Below are 25,542 nucleotides of genomic sequence, written 5' to 3'. Positions count from 1 at the left end.
ACCCCTGCCCGTGATCGAACCCCGGGCAACCGCCGTTCCGTACCACCGGCTATCCTCTGGAAATGACCCAACGATGGTGCTTAGCTGGATCCATGAGATCAATATGGGCTGGTTCGATTGCTTTTGGTTTAGTCAATGTGCCCGTCAAAGCGTATGGGGCCACCCAAGATCATGATGTGGATTTGCACCAAGTCCACGATGCCGACGGCGGCCGCATCCGCTACCAGCGACGTTGCGAGGTCTGTGGAAAGAAAATCAATTACGGGCATATCGAGAAGGCCTTTGACGACGGAGACCGGACAGTGGTGCTTAGTGAGGAAGACATTGAGTCTCTGCCAGCGGAAAAGAGCCGCGAAATTGACGTGGTGCAGTTCGTGCCCAACAACCAAATCGATCCCATCATGCTCGAACGCAGCTACTACCTGGAACCCGACTCAAAATCTCCCAAGGCCTACCGACTGCTGGTGAAGACCCTGGAAAATACGGAGCTGACGGCTGTGGTCAAATTCGCCCTTCGGCAGAAAACTCGGTTGGGAGTATTGCGGGTCAGCGGCAAGGTTCTGGTCCTACAGGGGATCCTCTGGGCTGACGAAGTGCGCGACACCAGTTTTCTTGACTCCTCGGGAACGGCCAAAATCAGTGCACAGGAACTGAAGATGTCTTCGGCTTTGGTTGATCAGTTCCGCGGAGACTTTAATCCAAGTGATTTTGCGGATGACTATCAACTAGAGTTGCGAAGCCTGATTGACGAGAAAATCAAGCACGGCGATTCCCTAGACACTGCAGCGACTTTTGGGGATGAAGAGGAAGCAGAAAAAGAAGGCAACTCCGGGGGCAACGTCATCGACCTGATGGAAGCGCTCAAACGCAGCGTGGACCAAAAAAGAGCCCGTGCAGCCACCCAGGGTGACAGCACAAAAAAGGGTGCGAGTGGAACATCCACTGCCAAGAAGTCCGCCACCAAAGCCAAGCCAACAGGAGCCGAAAAAATGACGGCCAAATCCTCCGCATCAAAGAAAACAGCTGCCAAGGGAAAATCAACGGCCAAGAAACCAGCAGCGAAGAAGACTGCCGTTACAGCTACACGCAAGGGAGCTTAACCCATGAGAAGATCGTCGGTCACACCAGCAGATGGGCCCGACGCCGCCCATCAACGCGGGCCCGGAGTCTCCGACGCCACGGTGGAGGCCCTCGGCAAACTCTCCGAAGCCCTCGAAGTGGTTGAGCACGCCAGAGGGCTTCTCTATGGGTTTCACCGGCTTACTGGAAAAGCCGATCTGGCACTGGGGGAGGCAGTGCAGATGTTGAGAGAGGCAGGCCATGTAGAACTGGGTGATGACATTGAGCGTCAAATAGTGGGCCGCAACATCTTCAGCGGCCGGTGGAGCTTCCAAGTGGTTGAGGACTACGACGACGGGTACTATGCCGAATTCAAGGCTGCCGAGAAGCGAGCCAGAGCTGAGCTGCTAGGAGGTAAGCGGCACGTGTATGAGGCGGAGATGAAAGAGGACCGCAGAACGCATGGTCAGGAACATCACGAGGCGAGGCCGGAACGTATGCAGAACTCTGAGACGGATCACCTCTCGGGACAAAGCTAGTCCGCGATGGAGTCGTCCTGACCGTCCAATCAGATAACTCTGGAAACTTAAAGACAGAGGCCGGTGAAGTCAATGAGGTGGTTGTGATTGGCACGGCACGGGCCTAGCCTTGAAACACAGGATGAAGCCGCAATTCACAGGCGTAACCGAGTAGTTGGCTGTGGGAGCTGTACCGAATGACAGGAGCGTGTCGCTATGGGAATCATTATTGGTCTGTTAGTCATCTGGCTTGTTGTGTCGGTGCTGGGGTTCGCCATCAAGGGCCTGTTCTGGTTAGCGATCATTGGCATTGTCCTATTTATTGCCACGGCCGCAATCGGCTGGGCCCGCAATAGAGGCTCCATCCGAAGCTGACCCAAGGACGGCAATGGAAGGAAATCTGCCGTGGCAAATGAAATTAACGGTAAGCGCATCGCGTTTTTGGTGGCCCCGAACGGGGTCGATCACCATGAGCTGGTCATTTTGTGGGAGGCGGTCAAGGACGCAGGAGGCAAACCAATGCTTCTATCCACTGCCGGAGGATCCATTATGACAGTTCGATCGGGTGAAAAAGCCGGGGAAATTTTCCTCGTGGATGGGCTGGTGGGCAGCCTGAAAGCGACTAATTTTTCCGCCTTGGTTTTGCCCGGAGGAGCAGATCATGTTCAGACTCTGCGTGGCAGCAGTGAAACGAACCGCATAATCACTGAATTTGTCTCGGCTGGCAAGCCTGTCGCCGCAATCTCCCAAGGCCCGGCGATCCTAATCAATGCTGGAGTTCTGGCAGGGAAGACGCTGACTGGATGGCCAGGAATGGCTGACGATGTCCTTGACGCCGGGGCTGAGTGGGCAGATAAAGACGTCCATTTTTGTGCCAACAACAACTGGATGCTCATTACCGGCCGATCGACGCAAGCGCTGCCGAAATTTACTGAAGCAATGGTGAGAGCCTTCATTTAGTCTGCAGCCGAGCACAGCAAGGCGACGCCGTGCCTTATCCGTGAGTACCTGCCCTAAGGCATCGGACTCACCACCCGCTAACCATTTCTAGACTCCACCGCAGACGAAATCAACGACCGTCCGCGACAATGTATCAGCAGCTGCCGTGGCCGATGACCAGCTGGTCCTTGCATCTTGCAAACATGACGTCGAACTCCCAAAGCTCATGAGCCAACTCGCTGAGGCGTGGGCCACCACGACCACCATGCAGCAAACCCAAAACGCGCTCATCGCCCAGGTAGAACCGCCGGTGGATGGCGCCGGGAAGAAGTAGCGCCGGCTTTGCGGGCGCATAGTGGAAAGTTTGCCAAAATGGCCGCACTCGAAAAGGGAGCTGAGGTGTCGGTACCACGGTTGCAACTACTACTGTCCTGCAGTGGTGGTTAGTTGGGCGGTCCTGTCCCCTTGTGCCAATCGAGTGCCAGGGTTAATCGTTTTCACTGGCCACGGCTGCATGCTCGCCGAAGGAGAGTGTTCCATAGGTCTAGGTTGCGATGGCCATGAGGGAACCAGCTTGGTCTAGCGCTTAGCAGATGGTGTGGTCCCTGCGGCTGCCACAGACGAGAATTCCTACGGTCGGGGCGTCGGCTTTTCTGCGGCGTTTGTCCTCGATTATCCGGAGGATTCCGTTATCCCGAGTCTCGGCAGGAATTCCCGTGAGGACGCGGATTTTGCTGGGTCTTACTCGGGATAACAATCCGGGACTACGCTGACTCACCCCTATCCGTTTTTCCTGGAGGTGAGGAAGAAGTGAAGATCCCCATTGATGAGTTGATCTCGAAAGCTGATACCGAGGTCCTCAAGCTCAATCACGCAGCGTCAACGCTGACGCAGTATCGGTGGGCATGGCACCGCTTTGCGGTGTTTTGCTCCGAACACGAAATCAGCGAATTCACTGACGAAACCTTGGCAGTCTACTTGCAGTTCTTGGCCACCGAACTGACCGAGGGCCGGTTCAAGGAGTGGAAATACAAGCTACTGCGCAAGACAGCCCTTGTGCTGTCAGAGGTCAACGAAACTGGCACGTACCAGTGGAGGCTATCCAGGCATGTCGGACCGAACGATGGGCTCAATGCCGTGTTTCGCCCGGTTCAAGAGCAGTTCGAGGCGTGGCTGGCCCTCCAAGGTCTGGCCCAAGCCACACAAGAGCTGCGTGCAAGCGTAGGACGCCGGACATTGGCGTCGTGGCAAGAGCAAGGAATCACGGATTTTCAGGCTTTCTCTGGTTCAGAGGTCGCTTCCGCCTTGCTTTCACTGGCAGAAAGCTATCAGCCATGCAGCATGGGGACTGTGCTCTCCGCCGTTCGGGTGATGTGCCGATTCCTCGAGGAATCCCAAGGATGCTCGGGTCTGGCCAGGGCGGTTCCGCGGATCTTTTCACGACACGTGAGGCATGTTTCCGTGCTGCCCGCTGAGAAGATCGAGCTGCTCATAAACTCGCCCTCCCCGGGTACGGTCACCGGAGTCCGGGACCGTGCAATGCTGCTCCTGGGAGCGCGTACCGGGTTGCGCCCCGTCGACATTATCGCCCTGCGCCTGCAGGATATCGACTGGCGACAAGGACAGATCACTTTGGCGCAGCATAAGACCGATGCAGTGCTGACCCTGCCGCTTTTAGCTGACGTCGGAGAGGCCATCGCCAACTACCTGCTTCACGACAGACCAGCCGGGGTGAACGATGAGCACGTTTTCCTTCGGACACAAGCCCCGTACGTTGGATTAGCGCCTTCAAATCGATTGCATCACATGGCGGCCGGTGCCTTTACCCGGACAGGAAATAATACCCAGCCCGGTACCGGACACGGTTTTCGGGTGCTCAGAGCATCCTTTGCGACCAGAATGCTCGAAGGCGATACCCCGTTGCCCATCATCTCCGGAGCGCTGGGCCACCGGAGTATTTCCTCAGCCAAGCACTATCTGGCTGCCGACGAGGAACGCATGCGGGCATGCTGTCTTGATTTCACAGGAATCGAGCCCAGAGGGACACGGTCATGAGCGGCTTTGTCAGTGGCTTGGCCCCGCATATCCGAGGCCTCCTGGAGCTTAAACATGCGATGGGGCTGCCGTATAAATCCTCGGAGCGTCATTTGTTGGCCTTCGACGCCATATGCGCTCAGCACTACCCCGGGCAGAGCAGTCTTTCACGGGAGATGGCCATGGAATGGGTCGTGAAACATCCAGCCGAGCATATCAACGGACAGCTCAAGAGGATCACCTCGATCAGGCAGCTCGCCAAGCACATGGCCTCGCTGGGAATCGAGGCCTATGTCATCCCGACGGGCATTCCCGGACGACGGATTCATTACAACCCGCATATTTTCTCCCACCGGGAGCTGCGTGCGCTCTTTGATGCTGCCGACACGATCAAAGAATCGCGGATTGGTGGGCAGCGGCACCTGAACATACCGGTGATGTTTCGGATGATCTATTGCCTAGGATTGCGCCCGGGCGAGGCGAGGAAACTGCACCGCAACGATGTCGACCTGGCCCGTGGCACGGTGCTAATCCGTGAGTCCAAGGGGCACAAGGATCGGATGGTGTTCATGTCAGCGGATCTGCAGGAGTACTGCCGCGCATACGATGCCGCCATCAATTCCTACTATCCGGATCGGATACCGTTCTTCCCCAACCGCCAGGGAAACATCTACACCAGCTCGGCACTGGACTATTGGTTCCATGAGCTGCTGGATGCCGCCGACTCGCTCATCGTGGCGAGTCCCGGTTCGCCGCCACGGCCCTATGACCTGCGGCATGCCCATGTGATCGAAGTGATCAATCGGTGGGTGCGCGCCGGGCGGAGCCCGGAAGTTCTGGTCGCTTATTTGAGCTTGCATCTGGGGCACAGCAACACGGAAGACACCTGGTATTACTTCCATTTGGCCGCCGATTTCCATCCCGAGCTGCGCGGCCTTGCGAATACAACCATTGAATCCCTGTTCCCGGAGGCACGCCATGAAATCCGATGAATTCTTCTCCCTGGTCCGGAGCTGGTTGACGATCTTTCTTCCGCGAGCTCGCAGACTCAGCCCCCACACGATTCGTTCCTACAAAACGGCCTTGAACACCTTCTTGGTGTTTCTGGGTGAAACCCGGTCGTTGAAGCTGGATCAGGTCGGCTTCGACGCGATCACCTACAGCAGCATGAACGCATTCCTCACGTGGCTCATGGATTCTCGGCATCTAGCCCCCTCCACAGCGAACCAGCGGCTGGCCGCCATCAAGTCCTTCCTCTCTTACTGCGCCGGAGAAGAGGCCGCACTCGTCGCGGTCTGGTTGGACGTCAAAAGAGTCCGCCCGGCACGGGCACCGGAGCATGCTCCGGATGCGTTGGGCATGGCCGCCGTTGAGGCGCTGATTCGCGCACCAGGACAACAAACCCGCCGAGGCCTGCGCGACACCACCATGATCCTGCTGCTCTTTGATGCCGCGGCACGCATCCAGGAGGTCCTGGACCTGACAGTTGCCGACGTGATCACTGCGGCCGGAGGAGGGCAAGTGACACTCACAGGAAAAGGGCGAAAGACACGCACACTGCCCATCATGGACAAGACCGGACGGCATCTGGAGCAGTACCGGGAACTGTTCCACCCCGGCGCCAGCGTTCCCGGGGCCCTGTTCTTCTACACGATCCGGGCTGGCCAGCACCAGCCGATGAGCCAAGACAACGTTTCCTACCTGCTCAACAAGCACGCGGATACCGCCCGGGAGAACTGTCCGGAAATTCCAGATCACATCCATGCCCATCAACTCCGGCACGCCCGTGCGATGCAAATGCTGCGGGCTGGCGTGCCACTGCCCCACATCAAGGAATTCCTGGGCCACGCGAACATCTCCACAACCGAAATCTACGCCTCGGCGGACAACAAGATGGTCCGCGAGGCCATCCAGAAAGCAGCCAGCACCACGCCCGACCTCGCCCCGATCTGGAAAGGAGACGATGACCTGATCCTCCGCCTCGCCGGACTCAAATAATTATCCCGAGGAATAACCACCCGGACCCTCGCCGGACAACGCCCGACCGGCAATACTCGGGATAACCGAATCCTCCGGATAATCGTGGCCGCAGCTTAGCTTTTGACATTGTTGGCGAAATCTCGGGTATTTTGAAGGGATTAAGCGGTGTCAGTTGATAGAGACGATGAGGCAAAGTGTCACAAATTACCAAGATTGTGGACGACGCCGTAGATGGTGACGTCCCGCTCTCAACCTTGCTGAGACGAATAAAAGTTGTGGCGTCCAGGATAGAAGCGCCGGAAGTAGTGAAGTGGGTAGACCTTGAAATTCTCGGCTACCCGCTTGATGCGGATCTTCCCTTGTACAGAAGCGGGAAAATGATGCCTGTCAAAAGCAATTGGAGCGGCGTAATGGGGCGTTCAATCAGTGACGCCCCGCTTTCGGCTATCGGTCTGCCTGAGGATTTTACCCGGGTCCATTTTTATGGGCTATTGCGTCAACCTGTGAGCGAACTTGAGATGTTCGCCAACTCCGACCGCGATCCTGTGTGGAATTGGGATCCGTGGGCCGTTGCCGCCTATCAGAACTATCTTGACACCGGTGTCGGTGGCACTGGCTTCGAGATGATGAACCTGATGTCAGCCCAGACGGTTTATCCACGCACTTTCATAGCCGGGGTGCTTGATGCGATCAGGAACGCGGTACTCGACCTAGCTCTAGGTCTTGAGTCAGTGGGTGATAATGTTGGTGAACCCAACGGCCCCACCATAGACGATAAGGCGGTTTCAAACGTGGTGAACAACTTCCACATTACAGTGAACGGCGATGGCGCTAACGTGGCTGCTGGCTCTGAGATCAGCCAGAAGAACAGTGTGGTCAAGAATGATCTCGAGTCACTACTGGCGGCGGGCCGTGGGCTGGGTATCAGTGAAGCAGAACTTGAAGCACTAAGGGAGGCGGTGGCCGCTGAGCCTGAACAGTCTGGCCCTAAAACTTTAGGGTTTATTGATCGGCTTAAAGGCAACGCTGTAACAATGGCCAACGGAGTTGCGTCGTCGATGATTGCAACGCAGTTCATGGCTATCCTTCTCGCATATTACGGCGTGTAGCTCTATAACGGTGCCCATGAAGCGGGCGGGCTTGGTCGTGGTGCCCCTCCGATAACTCGTTCTGATGTTTCGGCGATGTTGCCAATGACGGTCACTGTTGCGAACGTCGCCCACAAGGCTTCGACGGCTGCGGGCGTGACGGTGTAGGCAGTCGCTCCGTACTCGTAGCTACGGCCTCCGAAAACCTGCCGCTCGAAATTGCGGGCGGCAGGCATGTAGGTCGCTTCTGCAACACCGAACAATCGAACTTGATGGATGACCGGGATTGCATCTAGCTGTGATGTTGCCAGCCAATGAAGCATCCCTAGCCCGTCGATACGTTCGTGACCGTCGTGCTGAACAAAGAAGCAACGGAGGTGCCGAACGCCGCCACGCTCCACGGCGTAGAAACCGCATCCGCATGCTGCATGTGGTGCCGCATGCGGATGGGTCTCTCCTGCATTCCTGCATTTGGCTGGTGTTCCTGGCGAAAGAGGCTCGCCGCGTTCCGGTGACACAAGACGTCCCTTATGCAAGATTGAGAGGCGCCATCCGTCAAGTTGCGGGCCGCTTATCCGATGCCCCCATTGAATCGATGGTGGGTAATGGGCTGCCATTCCTTGGCGAGTTTTCAAGAGCCCTCCTGGCCTTGCGTAATGGTGTTCTACTTTCAGCTTCTCTGGTCCTCCCGGTCCGGTACTTCCTCGCTTCCACCGCGCGGAAAATCGTCCCCGCTAACTCGTTGTTCTCAGGTCGAATGCCGGCGCCTGCCCGCATCTATCGAGATACGACCGGCATACGCTCACAGAGGGACAAGCCATCCACCCTTTACCCACCGGTATTGCTGAGGTTTACGGTTCTTTTTTGATGCTCCTTTGCGCACGATTTTTCCCGGATGAATCTGGGGTGGCCTGCCGTTTCAAAGGTGCCTGTTTCATTTTCCGCTTGGCCGAGAGCCATGTCAGTGGGTGCGTATAGGATCATGCCAATGGCTCGCAAGGAGCGGGTCACTTGTATGGGGGAATCATGAAAAATTTGCTCAAGTCGCTGGCCGTGGTGGCTTCTCTGCTGCTGCTGGTGGGGTGCAGAGCCTCGAACGCTCCCGCCCCGGTCCAGGAACCAACTCCAACACCTGTTGCCGCGACAGCATCACCCGAGCAACTGGCCAGTGTCATCACGGAACATGAAACTTCCTGGCGTGAGTATGAGGAGGACATCGTTGACTGCGCGTTGGCCTCAATCGTTGGCAAGAGCGTGATGGATGAGATCATGGCATTGACCTGCAAGACAACATCATCAACGGTTGCGATGACCGCTAACGCTGCCGCACGCGATCTCCGGAAGCTTGATGCGCCCCCGGCCGAGATGAGCGACTTGGTGGCGAGGACCCTTTTAGCTCTTGACAACTTGGGCGCAACGGGTGCCGACACGGAATGCATAGAGGACCGGGAATCGGAGGCCTGTGAGAACGCCGCGACTCTGGCAAATGGTGCCATCCGCCCCCTAGTTTCTGTCCTTGATGCGTGGAAACCCTACACGGGGTAGCGCAGGCTGCTGCTCATTCAGGAGGGCCATGCGATAGTTTCAGTTTTATTGATCCCATCGCGTCGAGTACCTCAGTAAAGCAGAGGTGCTCGACGCCCAGCGCGGCCATTCCAGCGAGGCCGTGACCAGCCAGCACTATGTTCAGAAGACATACCAAGCACCAGACATGACGGCAGCGCTCCAGGCGTTCGGCAACGAGAGGGTATGACATGACGAGTTGCAACTCGGTCAGTTTTCCTGGCGTGACAGTTTCAACCGGCGCACCTGCGGCCATCCAAAATATCATCGATGTGGACGCCATTATGATGCCGCAGATGATCGGCATCCAGAATCTTCTGCGGACTTTTGCAGAGGCAAACTCCTTCGTTCATTTAGACGCTATCGCTAGCATTAATAGGTCGATTGCTCCGATTATTGAGGGACTCAACTTTCAGAAAATGATTGGGATCCCTCCTATAGTTGATGCCGTGGAATCCATGCGGCTTCACGCCATTGACTTTGCCGGGTTCGATTCCCTAGCGAAAATTATGAGTCCTCTCTCTAACCATATTGCGGCGCTCAATCTACCGGTTCAACACCAGATGTCGGACGCAATCTCGCAGATGATCTCCGCTTCGATGAAGTTAGATTTCGGTGCGGCAACGGCTATGGCGCAATACGGAAGGCTAGCTGAATCGAGCCCGGAGTTCGCCGACGCGGCCGCCGACATGAGAGCGTCGCTAGTCGAGATTCAAGGCGTCCCAGCTGTGGTGGAAACGCTCACAGCCCGTGCTTTCAAGCGCATGCGGGGAAGCACCGTCACTTGGGCGCAACTTGAATGGGGTGCGTTCGTGGTTGTCTCCATGCTGATCATGACGATCACGATTTACGGTGCACAATCGCCTGAAGTGCACGCCATCTTTTCGATGACAGGCTACAACAATTTGGCAGGTGCTTTGACTGGCGGTTTCGGCGCGAAAGTTGCTGTCCGCAGACTTGCCATAAAAAAAGGTGATCCTCGCCATCGGTAAACCCGGGCGATTTCAAAGCGGTGGGTAAGCGGTGGATGCGCATACTTAACAGTTAGAAATCAACAGCCACTGAACGGCGTTTGTATAGGTCAGAGGACCCTTTTGGTGCCCCGGGCCGGACTCGAACCGGCGGCCAAGAGATTCTGAGGCTCAAGCGATGGAGCAATTTGATCCACACTAACAAGAACCGCTAGGCCCGAAAGTGGAGTTGCCGAGCAACACACCCAGCACGACGCGCGGGCCCGCACCTTGACAGAAAAGGTGCGGGCCCGCCGTCGTACGCGGGAAGGACTACGCGGGAGGACTAGGAAGCTGGGTGGAACAGCTTCCCGTTGACTCGTTCCGAGGCGCCCACGCGATCCAGGTACGGGGTGATACCGCCCAAGTGCATGGGCCAGCCGGCACCAAGGATCATGCACAGGTCGATGTCCTCGGGCCCTGCCACCACACCCTCGGCCAGCATCAGGCCAATCTCCTCGGCCAGTGCGTCCTGAGTCTTGCGCAACAGCTCCTCACCCGTGGACGGCGTGCTGCCAAAGCGAAGCAGCGCCAAGGTGTCGGCCGGGATGGAGACGGAACCGTCCTCAGCAGTCTCCCACAACCCCTTCTTGCCGGCGTCGATCAGTGCCTGCTGGTTCGCCGAGACGTGGAAGCGATCGCCAAACGCCGTATGCAGCGACTCCGTGACATGCTGCGCCACCGGGATACCCACCATCGCCAGCAGCGTGAACGGCGTCATCGGCATGCCCATGGGGCGCAACGCGGTATCGGCGGTGTGCGCGTCGGTGCCCTCATCGAAGGCCTTGGAGACCTCGGCCATGAGGCGCAACAGCACACGGTTCACCACAAACGCTGCCGCATCCTTGACCAGCACAGCGGTCTTGCGCAACGCCTTTGCGGTGGCAAACGCGGTGGCCAGGACGGCGTCGTCGGTCTTGGGCGCGCGCACAATCTCCAGCAACGGCATGACGGCCACAGGGTTGAAGAAGTGGAAGCCCACCAGGCGCTCCGGATGTTTCAAGTCCTCGGCCATGGCCGTGACCGACAGCGATGAGGTGTTCGTGGCCAAGATGCACTCGGGGGAGACGATCGCCTCCACCTCAGCAAACACGGCCTTCTTCACTGACAGTTCCTCGAACACTGCCTCGATCACGAAGTCGGCATCGGCAAACACGTCCTTGGACACCGAACCGGTCACCAGCGCCTTGGTCCGGTTCGCCGCATCCTGGCTGATCCGGCCCTTGGCCAGCAGCTTCTCCACCTCACCGTGCACGTACGCCACGCCCTTGTCCACGCGGGCGGCGTCGATGTCGGTCATCACCACCGGCACCTTGAGTTGACGGGCAAACAGCAGCGCAAACTGCCCGGCCATCAGCCCGGCGCCCACCACGCCCACCTTCGTCACAGGCCGGGCCAGTTTCGGATCCGGAGCGCCAGCCGGTCGCTTGGCCCGCTTCTGCACCAAATCCAAGAACGCGTACACCGTATCGCGGAACTGCGGCGTGCCCATGAGCTCCGCCAGCGCGGCATCCTCAGCCGCGAAGGATTCGGCCTTCGTGAAGTGCTTGCCCTTTTCCAGCAGCTCAATCACCTTCGCCGGGGCGGGCGCCGCATTGGAGGTCTTTGCCTCCACAAACTTCTTGGCACGCACGACGGCGGCATCCCACGCCGCGCTGTTGTCCTCGCTCAGGGGTTCGCTCACCGCGTTGGGGCGGCTGGGGCTTTCGGCGCCAGCAAGGACGCGGGCTGCCCAATTCAGTGACTGTTCCACAAAATCAGCGGGCTCAAACAGGGCGTCGGCAATGCCAAGTTTGTACGCGGCCGGGCCGCTGAGGGTGCGGTTGTTGCTGAGGGCGTTTTCAATCATGACCTGTACGGCGTTGCCCGGGCCGATCAAGCGGGGGAGCAGGTACACGCCACCCCAGCCGGGGACCAAGCCGAGGAATGCCTCGGGCAGTGCCAAGGCACCAGCACCTGTGGAGACCGTGCGGTAGTTGGCGTTGAGAGCGATCTCCAGGCCACCACCCAAGGCGAGTCCGTTGATGAACACAAAGCTGGGAACGCCCAGATCATTCAGCGTGGAGTAAACGTCGTGGCCCAACTGTGCCATCCAGAGCGCAGCGTCGGGGTCCTTCAGGCTCTTGACGGCTGAGAGGTCTGCCCCAGCTACTAGGAAGAACGGCTTACCGGTGACGCCTACGCCGAGAATCTCACCCCGAGCGGCGCGCTCACGCTGTGCCTCCAGCGTGGTGCCCAATTCAACCAAGGTGTTGGGGCCCAGCGTGGAGGGACGGCGATGATCCAGACCGTTGTCCAAGGTGATCAAGGCAAAGGTGCCAGCGCTCGGTGCGCCGTCCACGCCGGGGAGGGCGATGTCCTGCACGTAGGAGTGCGTCACCACTTCATCGGGGAACATGTCTGCGAGTTTGGTGAAGTCCTGGGCGCTCATGCTGCGCTCCCTTCGGTGGTTGCGGAGGTGATGCCTGCGGTGGCGGAGCCGTCAGTGCTTGCGCCGGTGAAGTGCGGGTTTTCCCAGATCACGGTGGCACCCATGCCCAGGCCGATGCACATGGTAGTGATGCCGTACTGCACGGAGTGGTCCTCTTCGAACTGGCGGGCCAACTGGTTCATGAGGCGCACGCCTGAGGAGGCCAGTGGGTGGCCCACGGCGATGGCGCCACCATAGCGGTTGACGCGAGGATCGTCGTCGGCAATGCCAAAGTGGTCAAGGAAGGACAGCACCTGAACGGCGAAGGCTTCATTGATCTCAAACAGGCCAATGTCTTCGATGGTGAGCCCGGCCAGGCGCAGCGCCTTTTCGGTGGCCGGAACGGGGCCAATGCCCATCACCTCGGGGGCCACGCCAGCAAAGGCGTAGCTGACAAGGCGCATCTTGACGGGTAGACCCAGCTCCGCGGCAGCCTCGGCAGAAGCCAAAAGTGCCGCCGTCGCGCCGTCGTTCAATCCAGCGGCGTTACCGGCGCTGACGCGGCCATGGGCGCGGAATGGAGTGCGCAGCACGGCAAGATCTTCAAGGGTGGTGCCGGGGCGGGGCGGTTCATCCACGGTGTTGACGGTCCAGCCGGCGCCGGGCTTCATGGTTGCCACGGGAACCAGATCGGGCTGGATCTGATCCTTGGCGTAGGCGGCGGCGAGCTTGTTCTGGCTGGCCACGGCGTAGGCGTCGGTGCGGTCTTTGGTGATGGCCGGGAAGCGATCGTGCAGGTTCTCAGCCGTGTTGCCCATGTTCAGGGCGGCCGGATCCACAATGCGTTCGGACATGAAGCGCGGGTTCGGATCGGCTCCGGCGCCCATGGGGTGGTGGCCCATGTGCTCCACGCCGCCGGCAATGACAACGTCATAAGCGCCAAAGCCAATGCCCGACGCCGTCGTCGTCACCGCGGTCATGGCGCCAGCGCACATCCTGTCGATGGCAAATCCGGGCACCGACTGCGGCAGTCCGGCCAGCAGTGCCGCGGTGCGCCCAATGGTCAGACCCTGATCGCCGGTCTGTGTGGTGGCGGCAATGGCAACGTCGTCAATGCGCTCGGCGGGCAGGGAAGGGTTGCGGCGCATGAGCTCGCGAATGCACTTCACCACCAGGTCATCGGCGCGGGTGTTGGCATAGATGCCCTTCTCCCCGGCGCGGCCAAAGGGGGTGCGGACGCCGTCAACAAAGACCACGTCCCTGATCTGCCGATTTTGGCTCACGTCTAACTCCTTGGTTGCAAACATTGGATGTTCTCTCCAGCCCAGCTTAGCCGGGGGAAGGTGTGTCGCAACTCATGTTACTAGCGGGTAACTTAGAGGTCAAAACGAGGTGGATCGGGCCGGAGTGCAGCCCTTAACCAGCTCGAGCGGTGAGTAGTGAGCAATGTTTAGATAAAAAACATTGCTCCCTACTCACCGCTCGGGTGTAAGGAAGAGTGCGTGAGCTAACTGACGCTAGGCGTGATCGTTCTTAGCTTCTTTGGCTTCCCTCGGCGCTAGTGGCTCGGGGTTGAGCATGGCATCCACTAAGAGGGGTGCGGTCTTCTCGATCTGCCAAGCGCGGGCGCCCAACTCTGCAAGCGCTGCCGAAATGGCCTCCACCGTGATTTTCGACGGCGGACGCCAGCACACGCGGCGCAGATGATCCGGGGTCAGAATGTTCTCGGACGGGATGTTTAATTCCTCGGAGAGTTCGGCCATCTTGGTGCGGGCCGTGGCCAAACGTGCGGCTGCCACTGGATCGCGCTCGGCCCAGACGCGCGGCGGCGGGGGAGTGTTGGTGGAGACCTGCAGGGGCGGCAGATCGCTGCTGTTCTTGGCGGTCTGGATTGCGTGCAACCATTTGGGGGCGTCGCGTTTGGCTGAGCGGCCGTGGAAACCGGGCAGTGCCAACAGGGCAGGCACCGTGGAGGGCATACCTTTCGCGGCGGCGATGATGGCCGAATCCGGGATCAAGCGGCTCGGTGCAATGTCGCGGTGCTCGGCGAGCTTCTCACGGGTCTGCCACAACTCGCGAACGGCACCCAGCTGGACGCGGTTACGGATGGTGTGTGATCCAGAAGTTCTGCGCCACGGGTCTACGCGAGGTGCAGGAATGCCAGCGTCAATGAGGTGCTGGAATTCCTGGGCTGCATAGTCAAGCTTGCCGTCCTGCTCCAACAAAGCAAGGAGTTCCTCTTCAAGATCCACGAGGACTTCAACGTCCAGTGCGGCGTAGCGCAGCCAGGGCTCAGGCAAGGGGCGGGTGGACCAGTCTGCGGCGGAGTGTTCCTTGGCCAAATGGAAGCCCAACAGCGTTTCCACCACGGCACCCAGTCCCACACGTGGCAGCCCGGCAAGACGGGCAGCGAGCTCTGTGTCAAAAAGTTTTTCCGGCCACATGCCCACGCCTGCGAGGCAGGGCAGGTCTTGGCTGGCAGCATGGAGAATCCATTCGACGCCGCGCAGCGCCTCATCAATGATCTTCAGATTGTCAAAAGCTTCGGGGTCAATCAACCAGGTACCGGCACCGTCGCGGCGGATCTGTACCAGCATGGCACGTTGGCCGTAGCGGAAACCCGAGGCGCGTTCGGTGTCAACGGCCGCCGGGCCATGCCCAGCGGCGAGTGCAGCGGCGCATCGCCTCAGCGCCGGATCAGAATCTACGACGGCGGGAATGCCGTCACGGGGCATGTCCAGATCGACTAGCTCCGGCAGTTCGCCCAGTTCCATCTGGACGCCGTCGATCAGCACTGAAGTCAGCGGTGCGGGGGCCAGATCGGTGCTGGCACGGCCCGCCGAACCGGAGGCAGAAGTACCCTCGCGCCCTACGGTTGTAGTACTGCGGCCTTGATGTGTTGTCGACATTTTGGCCCTGGCACGGCTGTGTGTGCTTGTTTCTGCTTTGGTCATGATGCTCTTAGTCTACCGAATGGCGAAGGAAAGGCCCTTAAATTGCCTTCTGGGGTCCGGGCTGGCGAACAGTGAACAGCTCAGCCGTTGGGTCGAGGCCGCCGCTGTGGGAGTAAGGTCACGCCGTCGGGCACGGGCGGCAAACCTGCAAAGGTACAGACAATGTCCACCCAAGCATCCAGATGAGACCTCATATCGCGGCCCTCGGGAGTCCACGAGGCACGCAACTCAATATCGATGGCGTCGGGCCGAGATGCCAGCGAGCCATACGATTCCGAGAGGATCCGTGTGGCGGTGCCACCAGCGTTGCTGTGCCGTGCACCGTGCTCGTCCAGAGACTCAACCAGCCACGCCCAAGCAACATTGCCCAGGAGGGAGTCGTTGCCAATATCGGCTTCAAGTTGCGCCCGAATGTAAGTGACGATCCTGAACGTCCCGCCCCAAAGATCGGAGCCGTTGGGGTCATGCAGGAGGATGAAGCGGCCGGTGGCGAGTTCTTCGCCTTCCAGCAAAACCTCTGCTCCCAGAGCAACTCCATAGGGGGCCAGCCGGGAGGGAGCAGGTACTTCAGCTAGCGTGAGCTCGCTGCGATGCGGGGCAGCACGCAAACCAACCAAGGCTTCTTGGAAGTCGGCAGGCAGTTGGAGATCGTGGCTCACATGTGCAGATTATGACGGGAGCGGGACAAAGCGCGACAGGCGCGCCGAATCAGGTACGGAGCCGCCCCGGATGGGATGCAGCGCAGGCGCCGGATCAGACATCGCTAGCCCGGTCCGGCGCCCCAAAAAACACGCACCCCAAATTGCCTCAAGGCGCCCCAAAAACCGGAGCGCCGTCAAGCAGTACGCAGGAGTGCAGCTAGGCCTGAAGCTCCCTGCGCACCGCCGCTGCGAAGGCATCGATATCTGCTTCGGTGGTGTCGAAGGAGCACATCCAGCGAACTTCCCGTGCCGCGGCATCCCAGTCGTAGAACTTGAAGTCCTGGCGCAGCCGGTCAGCCACACCCTCGGGCAGAATTGCGAAGATGCCGTTCGATTGGGTGGCCTGGGTGCACTGTACACCGGGCAGATCCTCCACGGCGGCGCGCAACTTAGCTGCCATGGCGTTGGCATGAGCAGCCGAACGCAGCCAGAGATCATCGCGCAGCAGCGCCAGCACCTGAGCCGAGATGAAGCGCATCTTGGACGCCAACTGCATGTTCATCTTGCGCAAGTAAATGAGGCCGTCAGCCGCGCTCGGGTTCAGCGCCACAACAACCTCGCCAAACATGATGCCGTTCTTGGTGCCGCCAAACGAGAGGACATCCACGCCAACGTCGGAGGTGAACTCACGCACCGGAACACCCAAGTAAGCGGCCGCATTGGCCAACCGGGCGCCATCCATGTGCACTTTCATCCCCAAGGAATGGGCGTGATCGCAGATGGCGCGCACTTCCTCCGGGGTGTAGCAGGTACCCAATTCGGTGGTCTGCGTGATGGAAACGGCCAGCGGCTGCGCACGGTGCTCGTCGCCGAAACCCCACGCTTCCTTGTCGATCAATTCCGGGGTGAGCTTGCCATCAGGAGTAGCAACGGGCAGCAGCTTCATGCCGCCCACACGCTCCGGCGCCCCATTTTCATCGTTGTGGATGTGGGCCGTGGCCGCGCACACCACAGCACCCCAACGCGGCAGTAACGATTGCAGCCCCACCACATTGGCGCCCGTGCCGTTGAACACGGGGAAAACGTCCACCTCTTTGCCGAAAAGCGTGCTCATCTCCTCGCGCAGCCGGGCCGTGTACACGTCCTCGCCGTACGCCGTCTGGTGTCCGCCATTGGCTGCGGCCAGGGCGGCGAGTACCTCCGGGTGGATGCCGGAGTAGTTATCTGAGGCGAAACTGCTCACAGAGGGGTCATGGAGTTGTGCGTCGATGTTCACGATGCCTTTCAGGTTATGAGTTGCTGTCAAGAATAATGCGTGCGCCGTTGAGTTCGGCCGCGGGCGTGCTGAACAGCTCCGCCACAGCCTGCCCCAAAACGGCCACGTCAGTGAATCCGGGGAAACGGCGTTCGGGGGAGCGGGCGCGCATGCCATCATCGAGTAGCGCCTTCACCACAAGTACGACGCCGGCCGCCCCACCTTCGGAAGCTCCGTCGCCGTCCGCTGTCCCTGCTTCGCTATCTGCGGGGGAAACGGCCGCGAAGCCAGCCGCCACGGACCGCACCCACGTTTCCGCGGCCGCCTTGATCGAGGCATAGTTGGCGTCCCCAGCGCCCGGAGCCGTGACAGTGGTGGAGGAAACGATGGCCAGCCGGCCCACGGGCGAAGCCGCGAGGTCGTCGTAAAACGCACGGCTCGTGGTGCGCAGCGTGGTCAGCACTGTTGTGTGGAGGAAATCCCAATCGGCATCGCTCTGAGACGTGATCCCCGCACCTCCGCGCCAGCCGCCCACCAAATGGATCAGGCCATCCACGGGCCCGAACCCTTCGTGGATATCCTCGGCCAGATCGGCCACGTCCTCGGGATCACCAAGATTACACGCCAGGGGGACGGCACCGGCGGTGAGGCTAGCCGCCGCCTGGATCCGTCCGGCGTCGGACCCTACTGTCAACACACGCATACCAGCGCCAAGCAGGGCTTGGGCCACGGCAACGCCGGCGGCACTGCTGCCGCCGGCGATTACTACCAAAGGACTAGTCATGTCTACAACACTACCCACCTACGCGGCGCTGGTGCCGGTGATGCCCGCGGTGGATTCGATGACGGTGCGCATCTTCTTGTTAAGCGCTTCGTAGAACATGGAGAGCGGGAATTCGTCATCCATGACCTGATCTGTGATCTCGCGCAGCGGGGCGCTCAGCGGCAGGGCGTCAGGGCCCTTCGCCCAGGTGGACGCAGGGTTCGGGGTCACCGTGGCCGAGACCAGCTCATAGGCGGCCAGCCAATGCGCCAACTTGGGACGGTCGATCGAGCGCCAATACAGCTCCTCAATCTCGTGTCCCAGCGCAATGACCACTGCCGGTACTTCGGCCCAATCAATGGTCAGCTTGGTGTCGGTCCAGTGCAGCACGTGGTGCTGGTGCAGCCACGCAAACAGCAACTGCCCGCCGAGTCCGTCGTAGTTGCGAACGCGCGTGCCGGTGATGGCAAAGCGGAAAATACGGTCAAAAATCACAGCGTACTGGACCAGTTTCGCGTGCTTGCGCGCCTCGGGAGAGGCGCTCGTATCAGCCTCCACGGCCACCGATTCGCGGTACGCCGTGAGATCGCAACGCAGTTCCTCCAGCGAATACAGGAAGTACGGCATGCGCTGTTTGATCATGAACGGATCAAACGGCAGGTCCCCGCGCATGTGGGTCCGGTCATGGATGAGGTCCCACATGATGAACGTTTCCTGTGTCAGGGACTGGTTTTCCAGAAGTTCAAGCGCGTCTGCCGGCAATTCCAGCCTGGTCACCGCAGCTGCCTCCCGGACCACGCGGCGGAAGCGGGCGGCTTCGCGGTCCTGGAAAATGGCGCCCCACGTGAAGGTGGGAGTTTCCCGCACGGAGACGCTTTCCGGGAACAGTACGGCGGAGTTGCTGTTGTAGCCGGGGGTGAAGTCGAGGAAACGCAGCGGCACAAAGAGCTTGTTGGAGTAGTTCCCGGCTTCCAGCTCGCCAATGAATTCAGGCCAGAGCGTTTCCACCAGAACGGCCTCAACGAAGCGTGACGTTGAACCGTTTTGGGTGTACATGGGGAACACCACCAAGTGCCCCAGTCCGTCAACACGGTGTTCTTGAGGGTTGAAAGCCAGCAGCGAATCCAGGAAGTCCGGTACGCCCAGGCCAGCTGTCACCCACTTGTTGAAGTCAGCCACGGCCAGCTCAAGGTAGCGGGCGTCGTGGGGGAAATGCGGGGCCAAGGTCTCCATCGAAGCTGTGATGGTCGCGATCAGTTTCGTGGCGGCGGCATGATCTCCAGCCTCGGGGACGGAGCCGTCCTTGGCCTGCAAGTCCTGCAATGCGGTGGCGGCCTGTTTCAAGGCAAGCCATGCAGGGCCCTGGGCCAAGGCGGCGTAGTCGAAAGTGCTGATGCCGCCGCTGGTTTCGATCGTGATGCTCATGGCAGTTTCCCCTGGCTACTCGGATGCCGGAGGAGTCCCGGCTAGATTAATTCCGAGCCTAGCAATGGAATAGCAAAGCTAATGTGAAAAGTGCCTAAGCATAAGTGACTCTTGGCCTCGGTGGCTTTAAGGGGCCTTGTGGCGACAGTTCCCGTGAGCCTTCGCGTCAGCCTGCTTCGCGGCCTCCCCGCGGGCCTGCTTCTCAGCCTTCGCGCAGGGTCATCGAGATGGAGTTAATGCAGAAGCGCTCATCGGTGGGGGTGTCGTAGCCTTCCCCCTTAAAGAGGTGACCCAGATGCGAATCGCAGGCGGTGCAGCGCACTTCAATGCGTTCCATCCCCAAGGTGTTGTCATGCAGGTACCTCACGGAGCCTTCTGCCAGCGGGGCGAAGAAGGACGGCCAGCCGCAATGTGAAGAGAACTTCTCCTTCGAGGTGAAGAGTTCGGCCCCACAAGCACGACACTCGTACACCCCCTCCTGCATGGAGTCCCAGTATTCACCAGTGAAAGGACGTTCGGTGCCTGCTTGGCGCAGCACCTGATACTCGGCGGGGGAGAGTTCTTCACGCCACTGGGCATCGCTCTTCACAACGGCAGGGGCAGCGGGCGCAGGGGTGGCGGGGTTGGTGGAATTCTCAAAGCTGTTCATACCGATGACAACGTTCAGGAGTCGCCAATAAATCCCGAATCGGAATACAAATGCAAAACCGGCAGCCCCAACTTGCGTTGCGCCTGGTGCGCCCAGTCCTGGCGGAAGGTGTCTGCAACGGCGTGGGGGCGGGTGACCACCACCGCCTGCCGGGCACCGGACTCGGTGACCTTGGCGACCAAGGAGGCAACGGCGTCGCCCTCGGCAACCGTGCCGGAAGCCTTGGCGCCCCCTGCTGACAGCACCGCCAGGGAGGCGGCGAGAATTTCCGTAGCCTCGGCCTTCACTGTGGCGGCATCCGGTTTTTCACGGAATTCGCGCAGGGCGCCGGGCACATCAAGCATGGTCAACTGGTCAACGACGTCCACGAAGAGATTACGATGCGTGTCCGCCGGCACCAGCAGCACCAACTCCACGTCATCCCCTGGCCCGTAGAGGTTAGTGATGTTAGCCACGTCAGTGGACGTCAGGGCTTCTTCGGTCAAAATGATGATCTGCTCGCTCATGGCACCAGCTTAGGCGCCCATGCACCATAAACAATGACCACGGCCCAAGTTGTGCGAAGAAAGTTACGAACCTCCCGGTGTGCCGCTCGACGGGCCGCCGGGCAGTAGGCACAATGGTGGCATGGCTTCCTCTTCGCAGCAGTCCAGTCCATGGCTCAAGTGGGGTGCCCTCGGGGCCGCCGCGGCAGGCACCGGAGCGGTAGCGGTGGTGACGGCAACCTCCGCTCTGGCCGTCTACTTCGCCCGGCGCATCGTCACGCCGGAGAAACAACGGATGGACGACGTCGCCGTACTGGCCGTGATCTCCGACGGTCCAGAGCTGCAAATCGTGCTCGAAGCCACCCCGGACACCATCATCGAGGGCAGTTACGGGCTGTACTTCAACAACAGCCGCGCCCACGCCGTCATTGGCCGCATCCTCTCCTATGTGCCGCGCGAAGGCAGCGTCACCCGCGAGGTTCTATCCGTCCACGGCGGTGATTTGCGCACGGCAACGGCAGGCTGGTGGTCCGGTAATTTGCATGCTCACCCGGATGAGATGGGCTTGGCGTTCGAGGATGTGACGCTGAATCTGCCCGACGGCCCGGCCCCAGCGTGGCTGCTGCCCGCGCCCTCCGCCGGAGCTACCTGGGCCATCATGGTGCACGGGCGTGGCGCCACCCGCAACGAAGGTCTGCGTGCTGTTCCCACCGCGCACCGCCTCGGCATGAACGCCTTGCTGATTTCCTACAGGAACGACGGCGATGCCCCCGCCGCGCCCGACGGCCGCTATGGGCTGGGGGTCACCGAATGGGCCGATGTAGAAGTGGCCATCGACTATGCCATCGCCCACGGCGCCAAGGACGTAGTGCTTTTTGGCTATTCCATGGGCGGGGCCATCAGTTTGCAAACAGCTGATCTGGCCCGGAACCGGAAACACGTCCTAGCCATGGTGCTGGACGCCCCGGTCATCAATTGGGTGAATGTGCTGGCTCACCAAGCGCAGCTGAACCGCATCCCGAACTTCATCGGCCAGTACGCCGAGGTTATGCTGACTCATCCACTGGGGCGGCGTATCACTGGGTTGGCTGCACCGGTAAACCTCAAGAGCATGGACTGGGTGACGCGAGCAGTGGAGTTGCGGACGCCGTCGTTGATTCTGCACAGCATCGACGACGACTTTGTCCCCTATGAACCCACCGCAGAATTGGCCAGGCGGAACCCCGAAATGGTGACGTTCGAGCCGTTCTCCAAGGCCCGGCACACTAAAGAATGGAATGTGGACCGGGAGCGGTGGGAGAACGTGGTGGAAACCTGGTTATCGCCCCGATTGGGGCGACACAGCCTGCCACGGCACTAGGCTTGCCGAGTTGGGCTGCCGATTTTTGCTGTTGTGGCCTTGGTAATGGTGATCAGATCCCTCGGGGCCAGCTCGATATCGAAGCCGCGGCGGCCACCGGAGACCAGGATGGTCTCGTGGTTCAGCGCCGATTCGTCCAGTATGGTGGGGGAGTGTTGGCGCTGGCCAATGGGCGAGATGCCACCCAATACATAGCCGGTGCGGCGTTGGGCAGTGGCGGGATCCGCCATAGTGGCCTTCTTATGGCCCAAAGTCTGAGCCATGGCCTTCAGATCTAGGGTTCCATCCCCGGGCACAATAGCAACTGCCAGAGTTCCGGCCACATCCGTCATCAGGGTTTTGAACACCCGGGCTGGCTCGATCCCCAAAACCGTTGCCGCTTCCATGCCGTAGTTGGTGTTGGCAGGATCGTGGTCGTAGGGGTGTGCGGTAAAACTGATCCCGGATTGGGTGAGTGCGACGGTTGCCGGAGTGCCGGTACCTGCTGCACCATTTTTCGAGGCAGTGTTCTTCTTGGCCATGGCATCAATTATGGCAGCACAAAGCCCCGGCTCCCCGACGTAGTCGAGGTCAGAGAACCGGGGCTTTGCTACAGCGAGCGAATGCCGGCCAGCCTAGGCGGCCGGTCGCAGCCCACCGTTGATCTTGCGCTTGACGCGACCCAGCATGGCGGACATGCCGCGCATGCGCAGTGGCGAAATGGCGCGCGTCAGACCCAACTGTTCGGGCATGTCATCCGGTACGGCGAGGATTTCTGCGGCGGTCAAACCGTCGAGACCCTCAAACAATACGGAAGCAAAGCCGCGCGTGGTGGGTGCCTCGGGAGGTGCCTGGAAGAACAGACGCACCACCTCGCCGTCGTCCGTCTTTTCCGATTCCACTGTCAAAAACAGTGGTGACTGGCATTCCACCACCTGCTCGAGGAGTTCGGGGTGATCCTTGAGCCGGTCCGGCAAAGGCGGCAGCGACTTGGAGAAGTCCAGTAATAGCGTCAGCCGGTCCCGTTCTCCCAGTTCCTGAAAATCCTTGACGATCTCGGCCAATGCAGCTGGCAGTGCTTGTGAAGTAGTCATCGACTAAAGCGTACGTTTCTTTTCTGTTGGGTGTAAAACGTGGTGGTTAGTTTGCCGAGGTGGGGAGTTCGCCGCGCTCGGTGCCCACGGCGATGGGGACGCGAACGGCGTTGCCCCATTCGGTCCAGGAACCGTCGTAGTTGCGGACGGTCTCAAAGCCCAGCAGGTACTTCAGGGCGAACCAGGTGTGGCTGGAACGCTCGCCGATGCGGCAGTAGGCAACCACGTCATCGCCCGGAACCAAACCTGCTTCGCCGAGGTACAGTGCCTCGAGTTCTTCACGTGAGCGGTAAGTTCCGTCTTCGGCAGCTGCGCGGGCCCACGGGATGGATGCGGCGGTGGGGATGTGACCGCCACGTAGCGTTCCTTCCTGGGGGTAGGCGGGCATGTGGGTGCGTTCTCCGGTGTATTCCTCGGTGGAACGGACATCGATGAGCGGCTTGCCCAAGTGCGCCAAGACATCTTCCTTGTAAGCACGGATGGGGGCGTCGTTGCGCTCCACTACCGGGTACTCGGCGGAGGGAGTGACGTCGGTGGCGTCCGTGGTGAGCTCGCGGCCCTCGGCAATCCACTTGTCACGGCCGCCGTCGAGCAGGCGGACGTCCTCGTGGCCGAACAGGGTGAATACCCACAGTGCGTAGGCGGCCCACCAGTTGGACTTGTCGCCGTACACAATGACTGTGGAATCGCGGGAGATGCCCTTGGCCTGGGCGAGCAGCGCAAAGGCCGCGCCGTCAATGTAGTCACGAGTGACGTCGTCGTTCAGGTCTGTGTGCCAGTCAATCTTGACGGAACCGGGGATGTGGCCGGTCTCGTACAGGAGCACGTCCTCGTCGGATTCAACCACCACAAGGCGCCCGTCCGTTGCGGCGCCGTCGGCCAGCGCGGCGGCCAGCCACTCGGTGGAAACTAGGCGCTCCGGGTGGGCGTACGATGCGAACTTCTCATTTGTTTCTACTGCTACTGGCATGATGCCCCTTCTAAACTAGGTGGTTCATAGCTGGTGCCGCATGGTCGGGGCAGCAGCTGAACCTCTCATTGAGCGTAACCATGGGGGACCCCTAAAGCTTCCTTTCGTTAACGCTACGCAATATGGCGTGGGTATTCTTAGAAACGTGAGTTGTGGGCCCCATGCTGTGGTCTGCGCAAATTTCTTGATGATCGGAAATCTTTCTTGGTACAGGTTGAGCAACTTTCCACGCGCCGTCCGGCGGTTTCGGTGGATGAACTGCTAGCGGGTTTTGTCCCATCACCGCGCTTTGGTGAGGTTTCTTTCGATAGCTACCGTCCGGATCCCTCCCAACCCTCGCAAGCGGAGGCAGTGACTCTGCTGCAGGGTTTTGCCAACGGTGCGGCGAAGAAGCCGGCTGCGGGTGGTCTGCGGAAATTCTTCGGAGGCAAAGCTAAGGCCAAGTCCAATGGTGCCGGCGGACGTGCCGGGATTTATCTTGATGGCGGCTTCGGCGTGGGCAAGACCCACCTGTTGTCATCGCTGTGGCATGAGGTTGAGGGCCCCAAAGCCATCGGCACCTTTGTGGAGTACACCAACTTGGTGGGGGCGTTGTCATTCCGCAAGACGGTGGAGGCGTTGAGCACGTACAAGTTGGTGTGCATTGACGAGTTCGAACTCGACGATCCGGGCGATACGGTGCTGATGTCGCGCCTCATGCGCGAATTGGCCGACGCCGGAGTGCGGCTCGCGGCCACCTCCAACACACTGCCAGGGTCCTTGGGTGATGGGCGCTTTGCCGCCGTCGATTTCAAGCGCGAGATCCAGGTATTGGCCGACCAGTTTGAGATCCTGCATATTGATGGTGAGGACTTCCGCCACCGTGGCCTGCCCACACCTCCGGAGCCGGTAGCCAATAGCGATCTAGACTCGCGCATGCGCCAAGATTTTTCCGGGCGCACCGTTGCTGTTGACGACTTTAGTGTTCTGGTTGACCACCTGGCTGGCGTTCACCCGTCACGCTACCGGCAGATGCTCTCCGATATCGACGCCGTAGTGTGGCGCAATGTGCACACCATCACCGAACAATCGGTGGCTTTGCGCTTTGTGGTGCTGGCTGACCGACTGTACGACAAGGACGTGCCGATCCTGGCCAGCGGTGTCTCATTGGATCAGTTGTTCACCCCTGAAATGATGACCGGTGGATACCAGAAGAAGTACTTCCGTGCCGTCTCGCGCCTGACAGCCTTGGCCCGTGAGGCACAAGAAATTGGAGACCGTCAGCCCGTTGGCTGACGACGGTTTGCTTTAGCTTCTTGTACTAGTTCTTCTTGGGTTAGCTTCTTGTACTAGTTCAGGGGATGCGAAAGGCCCCGGTGCCGTCTCT

Annotated in this window: 24 protein-coding genes; 12 read left to right on the top strand and 12 right to left on the bottom strand. The window is 60.0% G+C overall.

Going from position 1 to position 25,542, the window contains the following annotated elements; translation table 11 throughout:
- The first annotated feature begins 92 nt into the window (after nucleotides 1-92).
- The 10 genes from AB0O97_RS13490 (at nucleotide 93) to AB0O97_RS13445 (ending at nucleotide 10,173) form a co-directional block, all read left to right on the top strand.
- On the top strand, nucleotides 93-1,100 hold the full coding sequence (locus tag AB0O97_RS13490; protein WP_363883329.1) for a Ku protein: 1,008 nt from the start codon (nucleotides 93-95) through the stop codon (nucleotides 1,098-1,100).
- 3 nt (nucleotides 1,101-1,103) lie between these two features.
- Nucleotides 1,104-1,598 (top strand): hypothetical protein, encoded by a 495-nt coding sequence (locus AB0O97_RS13485; protein ID WP_363883327.1) that lies wholly within the window; start codon nucleotides 1,104-1,106, stop codon nucleotides 1,596-1,598.
- 195 nt (nucleotides 1,599-1,793) lie between these two features.
- Nucleotides 1,794-1,952 carry a hypothetical protein gene (locus AB0O97_RS13480; protein WP_363883325.1) on the top strand — a complete coding sequence of 53 codons (159 nt, stop codon included), beginning with the start codon at nucleotides 1,794-1,796 and terminating at the stop codon, nucleotides 1,950-1,952.
- A gap of 30 nt (nucleotides 1,953-1,982) precedes the next feature.
- Nucleotides 1,983-2,537: a DJ-1/PfpI family protein gene (locus tag AB0O97_RS13475; RefSeq protein WP_363883323.1), complete on the top strand. Its 555-nt coding sequence runs from the start codon at nucleotides 1,983-1,985 to the stop codon at nucleotides 2,535-2,537.
- A gap of 789 nt (nucleotides 2,538-3,326) precedes the next feature.
- A complete protein-coding gene (locus AB0O97_RS13470) occupies nucleotides 3,327-4,571 on the top strand; it encodes a tyrosine-type recombinase/integrase (protein WP_363883321.1) in 1,245 nt (414 codons plus the stop codon).
- A complete protein-coding gene (locus AB0O97_RS13465; protein ID WP_363883319.1) occupies nucleotides 4,568-5,542 on the top strand; it encodes a tyrosine-type recombinase/integrase in 975 nt (324 codons plus the stop codon). The genes AB0O97_RS13470 and AB0O97_RS13465 overlap by 4 nt, the downstream gene beginning before the upstream one ends.
- Nucleotides 5,529-6,548 carry a tyrosine-type recombinase/integrase gene (locus AB0O97_RS13460; protein ID WP_363883317.1) on the top strand — a complete coding sequence of 340 codons (1,020 nt, stop codon included), beginning with the start codon at nucleotides 5,529-5,531 and terminating at the stop codon, nucleotides 6,546-6,548. The genes AB0O97_RS13465 and AB0O97_RS13460 overlap by 14 nt, the downstream gene beginning before the upstream one ends.
- Nucleotides 6,549-6,724: 176 nt before the next feature.
- A complete protein-coding gene (locus tag AB0O97_RS13455) occupies nucleotides 6,725-7,639 on the top strand; it encodes a hypothetical protein (protein WP_363883316.1) in 915 nt (304 codons plus the stop codon).
- Between the two features lie 1,005 nt (nucleotides 7,640-8,644).
- Nucleotides 8,645-9,163: a hypothetical protein gene (locus tag AB0O97_RS13450; protein WP_363883314.1), complete on the top strand. Its 519-nt coding sequence runs from the start codon at nucleotides 8,645-8,647 to the stop codon at nucleotides 9,161-9,163.
- A 242-nt stretch (nucleotides 9,164-9,405) separates the two neighbouring features.
- Entirely contained in the window at nucleotides 9,406-10,173 is a 768-nt protein-coding gene (locus AB0O97_RS13445; RefSeq protein ID WP_363883312.1) for a hypothetical protein, read from the top strand.
- Nucleotides 10,174-10,477: 304 nt separating this feature from the next.
- On the opposite strand, the gene AB0O97_RS13440 is transcribed toward AB0O97_RS13445, so the two are convergent.
- The 9 genes from AB0O97_RS13440 to AB0O97_RS13400 form a co-directional block, all read right to left on the bottom strand.
- Nucleotides 10,478-12,622, bottom strand: a complete 2,145-nt coding sequence (locus tag AB0O97_RS13440; RefSeq protein WP_363883311.1) for a 3-hydroxyacyl-CoA dehydrogenase NAD-binding domain-containing protein — start codon at nucleotides 12,620-12,622, stop codon at nucleotides 10,478-10,480.
- Nucleotides 12,619-13,884: an acetyl-CoA C-acyltransferase gene (locus tag AB0O97_RS13435; protein WP_363883309.1), complete on the bottom strand. Its 1,266-nt coding sequence runs from the start codon at nucleotides 13,882-13,884 to the stop codon at nucleotides 12,619-12,621. The genes AB0O97_RS13440 and AB0O97_RS13435 overlap by 4 nt, the downstream gene beginning before the upstream one ends.
- Nucleotides 13,885-14,118: 234 nt before the next feature.
- Nucleotides 14,119-15,555 (bottom strand): HRDC domain-containing protein, encoded by a 1,437-nt coding sequence (locus tag AB0O97_RS13430; RefSeq protein ID WP_363883307.1) that lies wholly within the window; start codon nucleotides 15,553-15,555, stop codon nucleotides 14,119-14,121.
- Nucleotides 15,556-15,635: 80 nt separating this feature from the next.
- A complete protein-coding gene (locus AB0O97_RS13425; RefSeq protein ID WP_363841257.1) occupies nucleotides 15,636-16,214 on the bottom strand; it encodes a DUF3000 domain-containing protein in 579 nt (192 codons plus the stop codon).
- A 199-nt stretch (nucleotides 16,215-16,413) separates the two neighbouring features.
- The gene (locus AB0O97_RS13420) at nucleotides 16,414-17,502 is read right to left on the bottom strand and encodes a low specificity L-threonine aldolase (RefSeq protein ID WP_363883306.1); all 1,089 of its coding nucleotides are present in this window, start codon (nucleotides 17,500-17,502) and stop codon (nucleotides 16,414-16,416) included.
- Nucleotides 17,486-18,235: an SDR family oxidoreductase gene (locus AB0O97_RS13415; protein ID WP_363841252.1), complete on the bottom strand. Its 750-nt coding sequence runs from the start codon at nucleotides 18,233-18,235 to the stop codon at nucleotides 17,486-17,488. The genes AB0O97_RS13420 and AB0O97_RS13415 overlap by 17 nt, the downstream gene beginning before the upstream one ends.
- An 18-nt stretch (nucleotides 18,236-18,253) precedes the next feature.
- Nucleotides 18,254-19,639 carry a DUF6421 family protein gene (locus AB0O97_RS13410; protein ID WP_363883304.1) on the bottom strand — a complete coding sequence of 462 codons (1,386 nt, stop codon included), beginning with the start codon at nucleotides 19,637-19,639 and terminating at the stop codon, nucleotides 18,254-18,256.
- Nucleotides 19,640-19,841: 202 nt separating this feature from the next.
- Nucleotides 19,842-20,288: a peptide-methionine (R)-S-oxide reductase MsrB gene (gene msrB / locus AB0O97_RS13405; RefSeq protein WP_363883302.1), complete on the bottom strand. Its 447-nt coding sequence runs from the start codon at nucleotides 20,286-20,288 to the stop codon at nucleotides 19,842-19,844.
- A 14-nt stretch (nucleotides 20,289-20,302) separates the two neighbouring features.
- Nucleotides 20,303-20,794: a hypothetical protein gene (locus tag AB0O97_RS13400; RefSeq protein WP_363883300.1), complete on the bottom strand. Its 492-nt coding sequence runs from the start codon at nucleotides 20,792-20,794 to the stop codon at nucleotides 20,303-20,305.
- Between the two features lie 121 nt (nucleotides 20,795-20,915).
- On the opposite strand from AB0O97_RS13400, the gene AB0O97_RS13395 reads away from it, so the two are divergent.
- The gene (locus AB0O97_RS13395; RefSeq protein WP_363841243.1) at nucleotides 20,916-22,133 is read left to right on the top strand and encodes an alpha/beta fold hydrolase; all 1,218 of its coding nucleotides are present in this window, start codon (nucleotides 20,916-20,918) and stop codon (nucleotides 22,131-22,133) included.
- Here the strand turns inward: AB0O97_RS13395 and ybaK are convergent.
- The 3 genes from ybaK to AB0O97_RS13380 form a co-directional block, all read right to left on the bottom strand.
- Nucleotides 22,130-22,654 (bottom strand): Cys-tRNA(Pro) deacylase, encoded by a 525-nt coding sequence (ybaK, locus tag AB0O97_RS13390; protein ID WP_363883299.1) that lies wholly within the window; start codon nucleotides 22,652-22,654, stop codon nucleotides 22,130-22,132. The genes AB0O97_RS13395 and ybaK overlap by 4 nt on opposite strands.
- A 93-nt stretch (nucleotides 22,655-22,747) precedes the next feature.
- The gene (locus tag AB0O97_RS13385; RefSeq protein WP_363841237.1) at nucleotides 22,748-23,206 is read right to left on the bottom strand and encodes a SufE family protein; all 459 of its coding nucleotides are present in this window, start codon (nucleotides 23,204-23,206) and stop codon (nucleotides 22,748-22,750) included.
- A gap of 46 nt (nucleotides 23,207-23,252) precedes the next feature.
- Nucleotides 23,253-24,176, bottom strand: a complete 924-nt coding sequence (locus AB0O97_RS13380) for a sulfurtransferase (protein WP_363883297.1) — start codon at nucleotides 24,174-24,176, stop codon at nucleotides 23,253-23,255.
- 204 nt (nucleotides 24,177-24,380) lie between these two features.
- Here AB0O97_RS13380 and zapE point away from each other — a divergent pair, with 204 nt between their 5' ends.
- On the top strand, nucleotides 24,381-25,451 hold the full coding sequence (gene zapE, locus AB0O97_RS13375) for a cell division protein ZapE (RefSeq protein ID WP_363883295.1): 1,071 nt from the start codon (nucleotides 24,381-24,383) through the stop codon (nucleotides 25,449-25,451).
- Nucleotides 25,452-25,542: the final 91 nt, after the last annotated feature.

It is taken from the genome of Specibacter sp. NPDC078692 (genome assembly GCF_040686835.1).
Taxonomy (GTDB): Bacteria; Actinomycetota; Actinomycetes; order Actinomycetales; family Micrococcaceae; genus Specibacter.
This window is presented reverse-complemented; position numbering and strand designations above follow the sequence as displayed.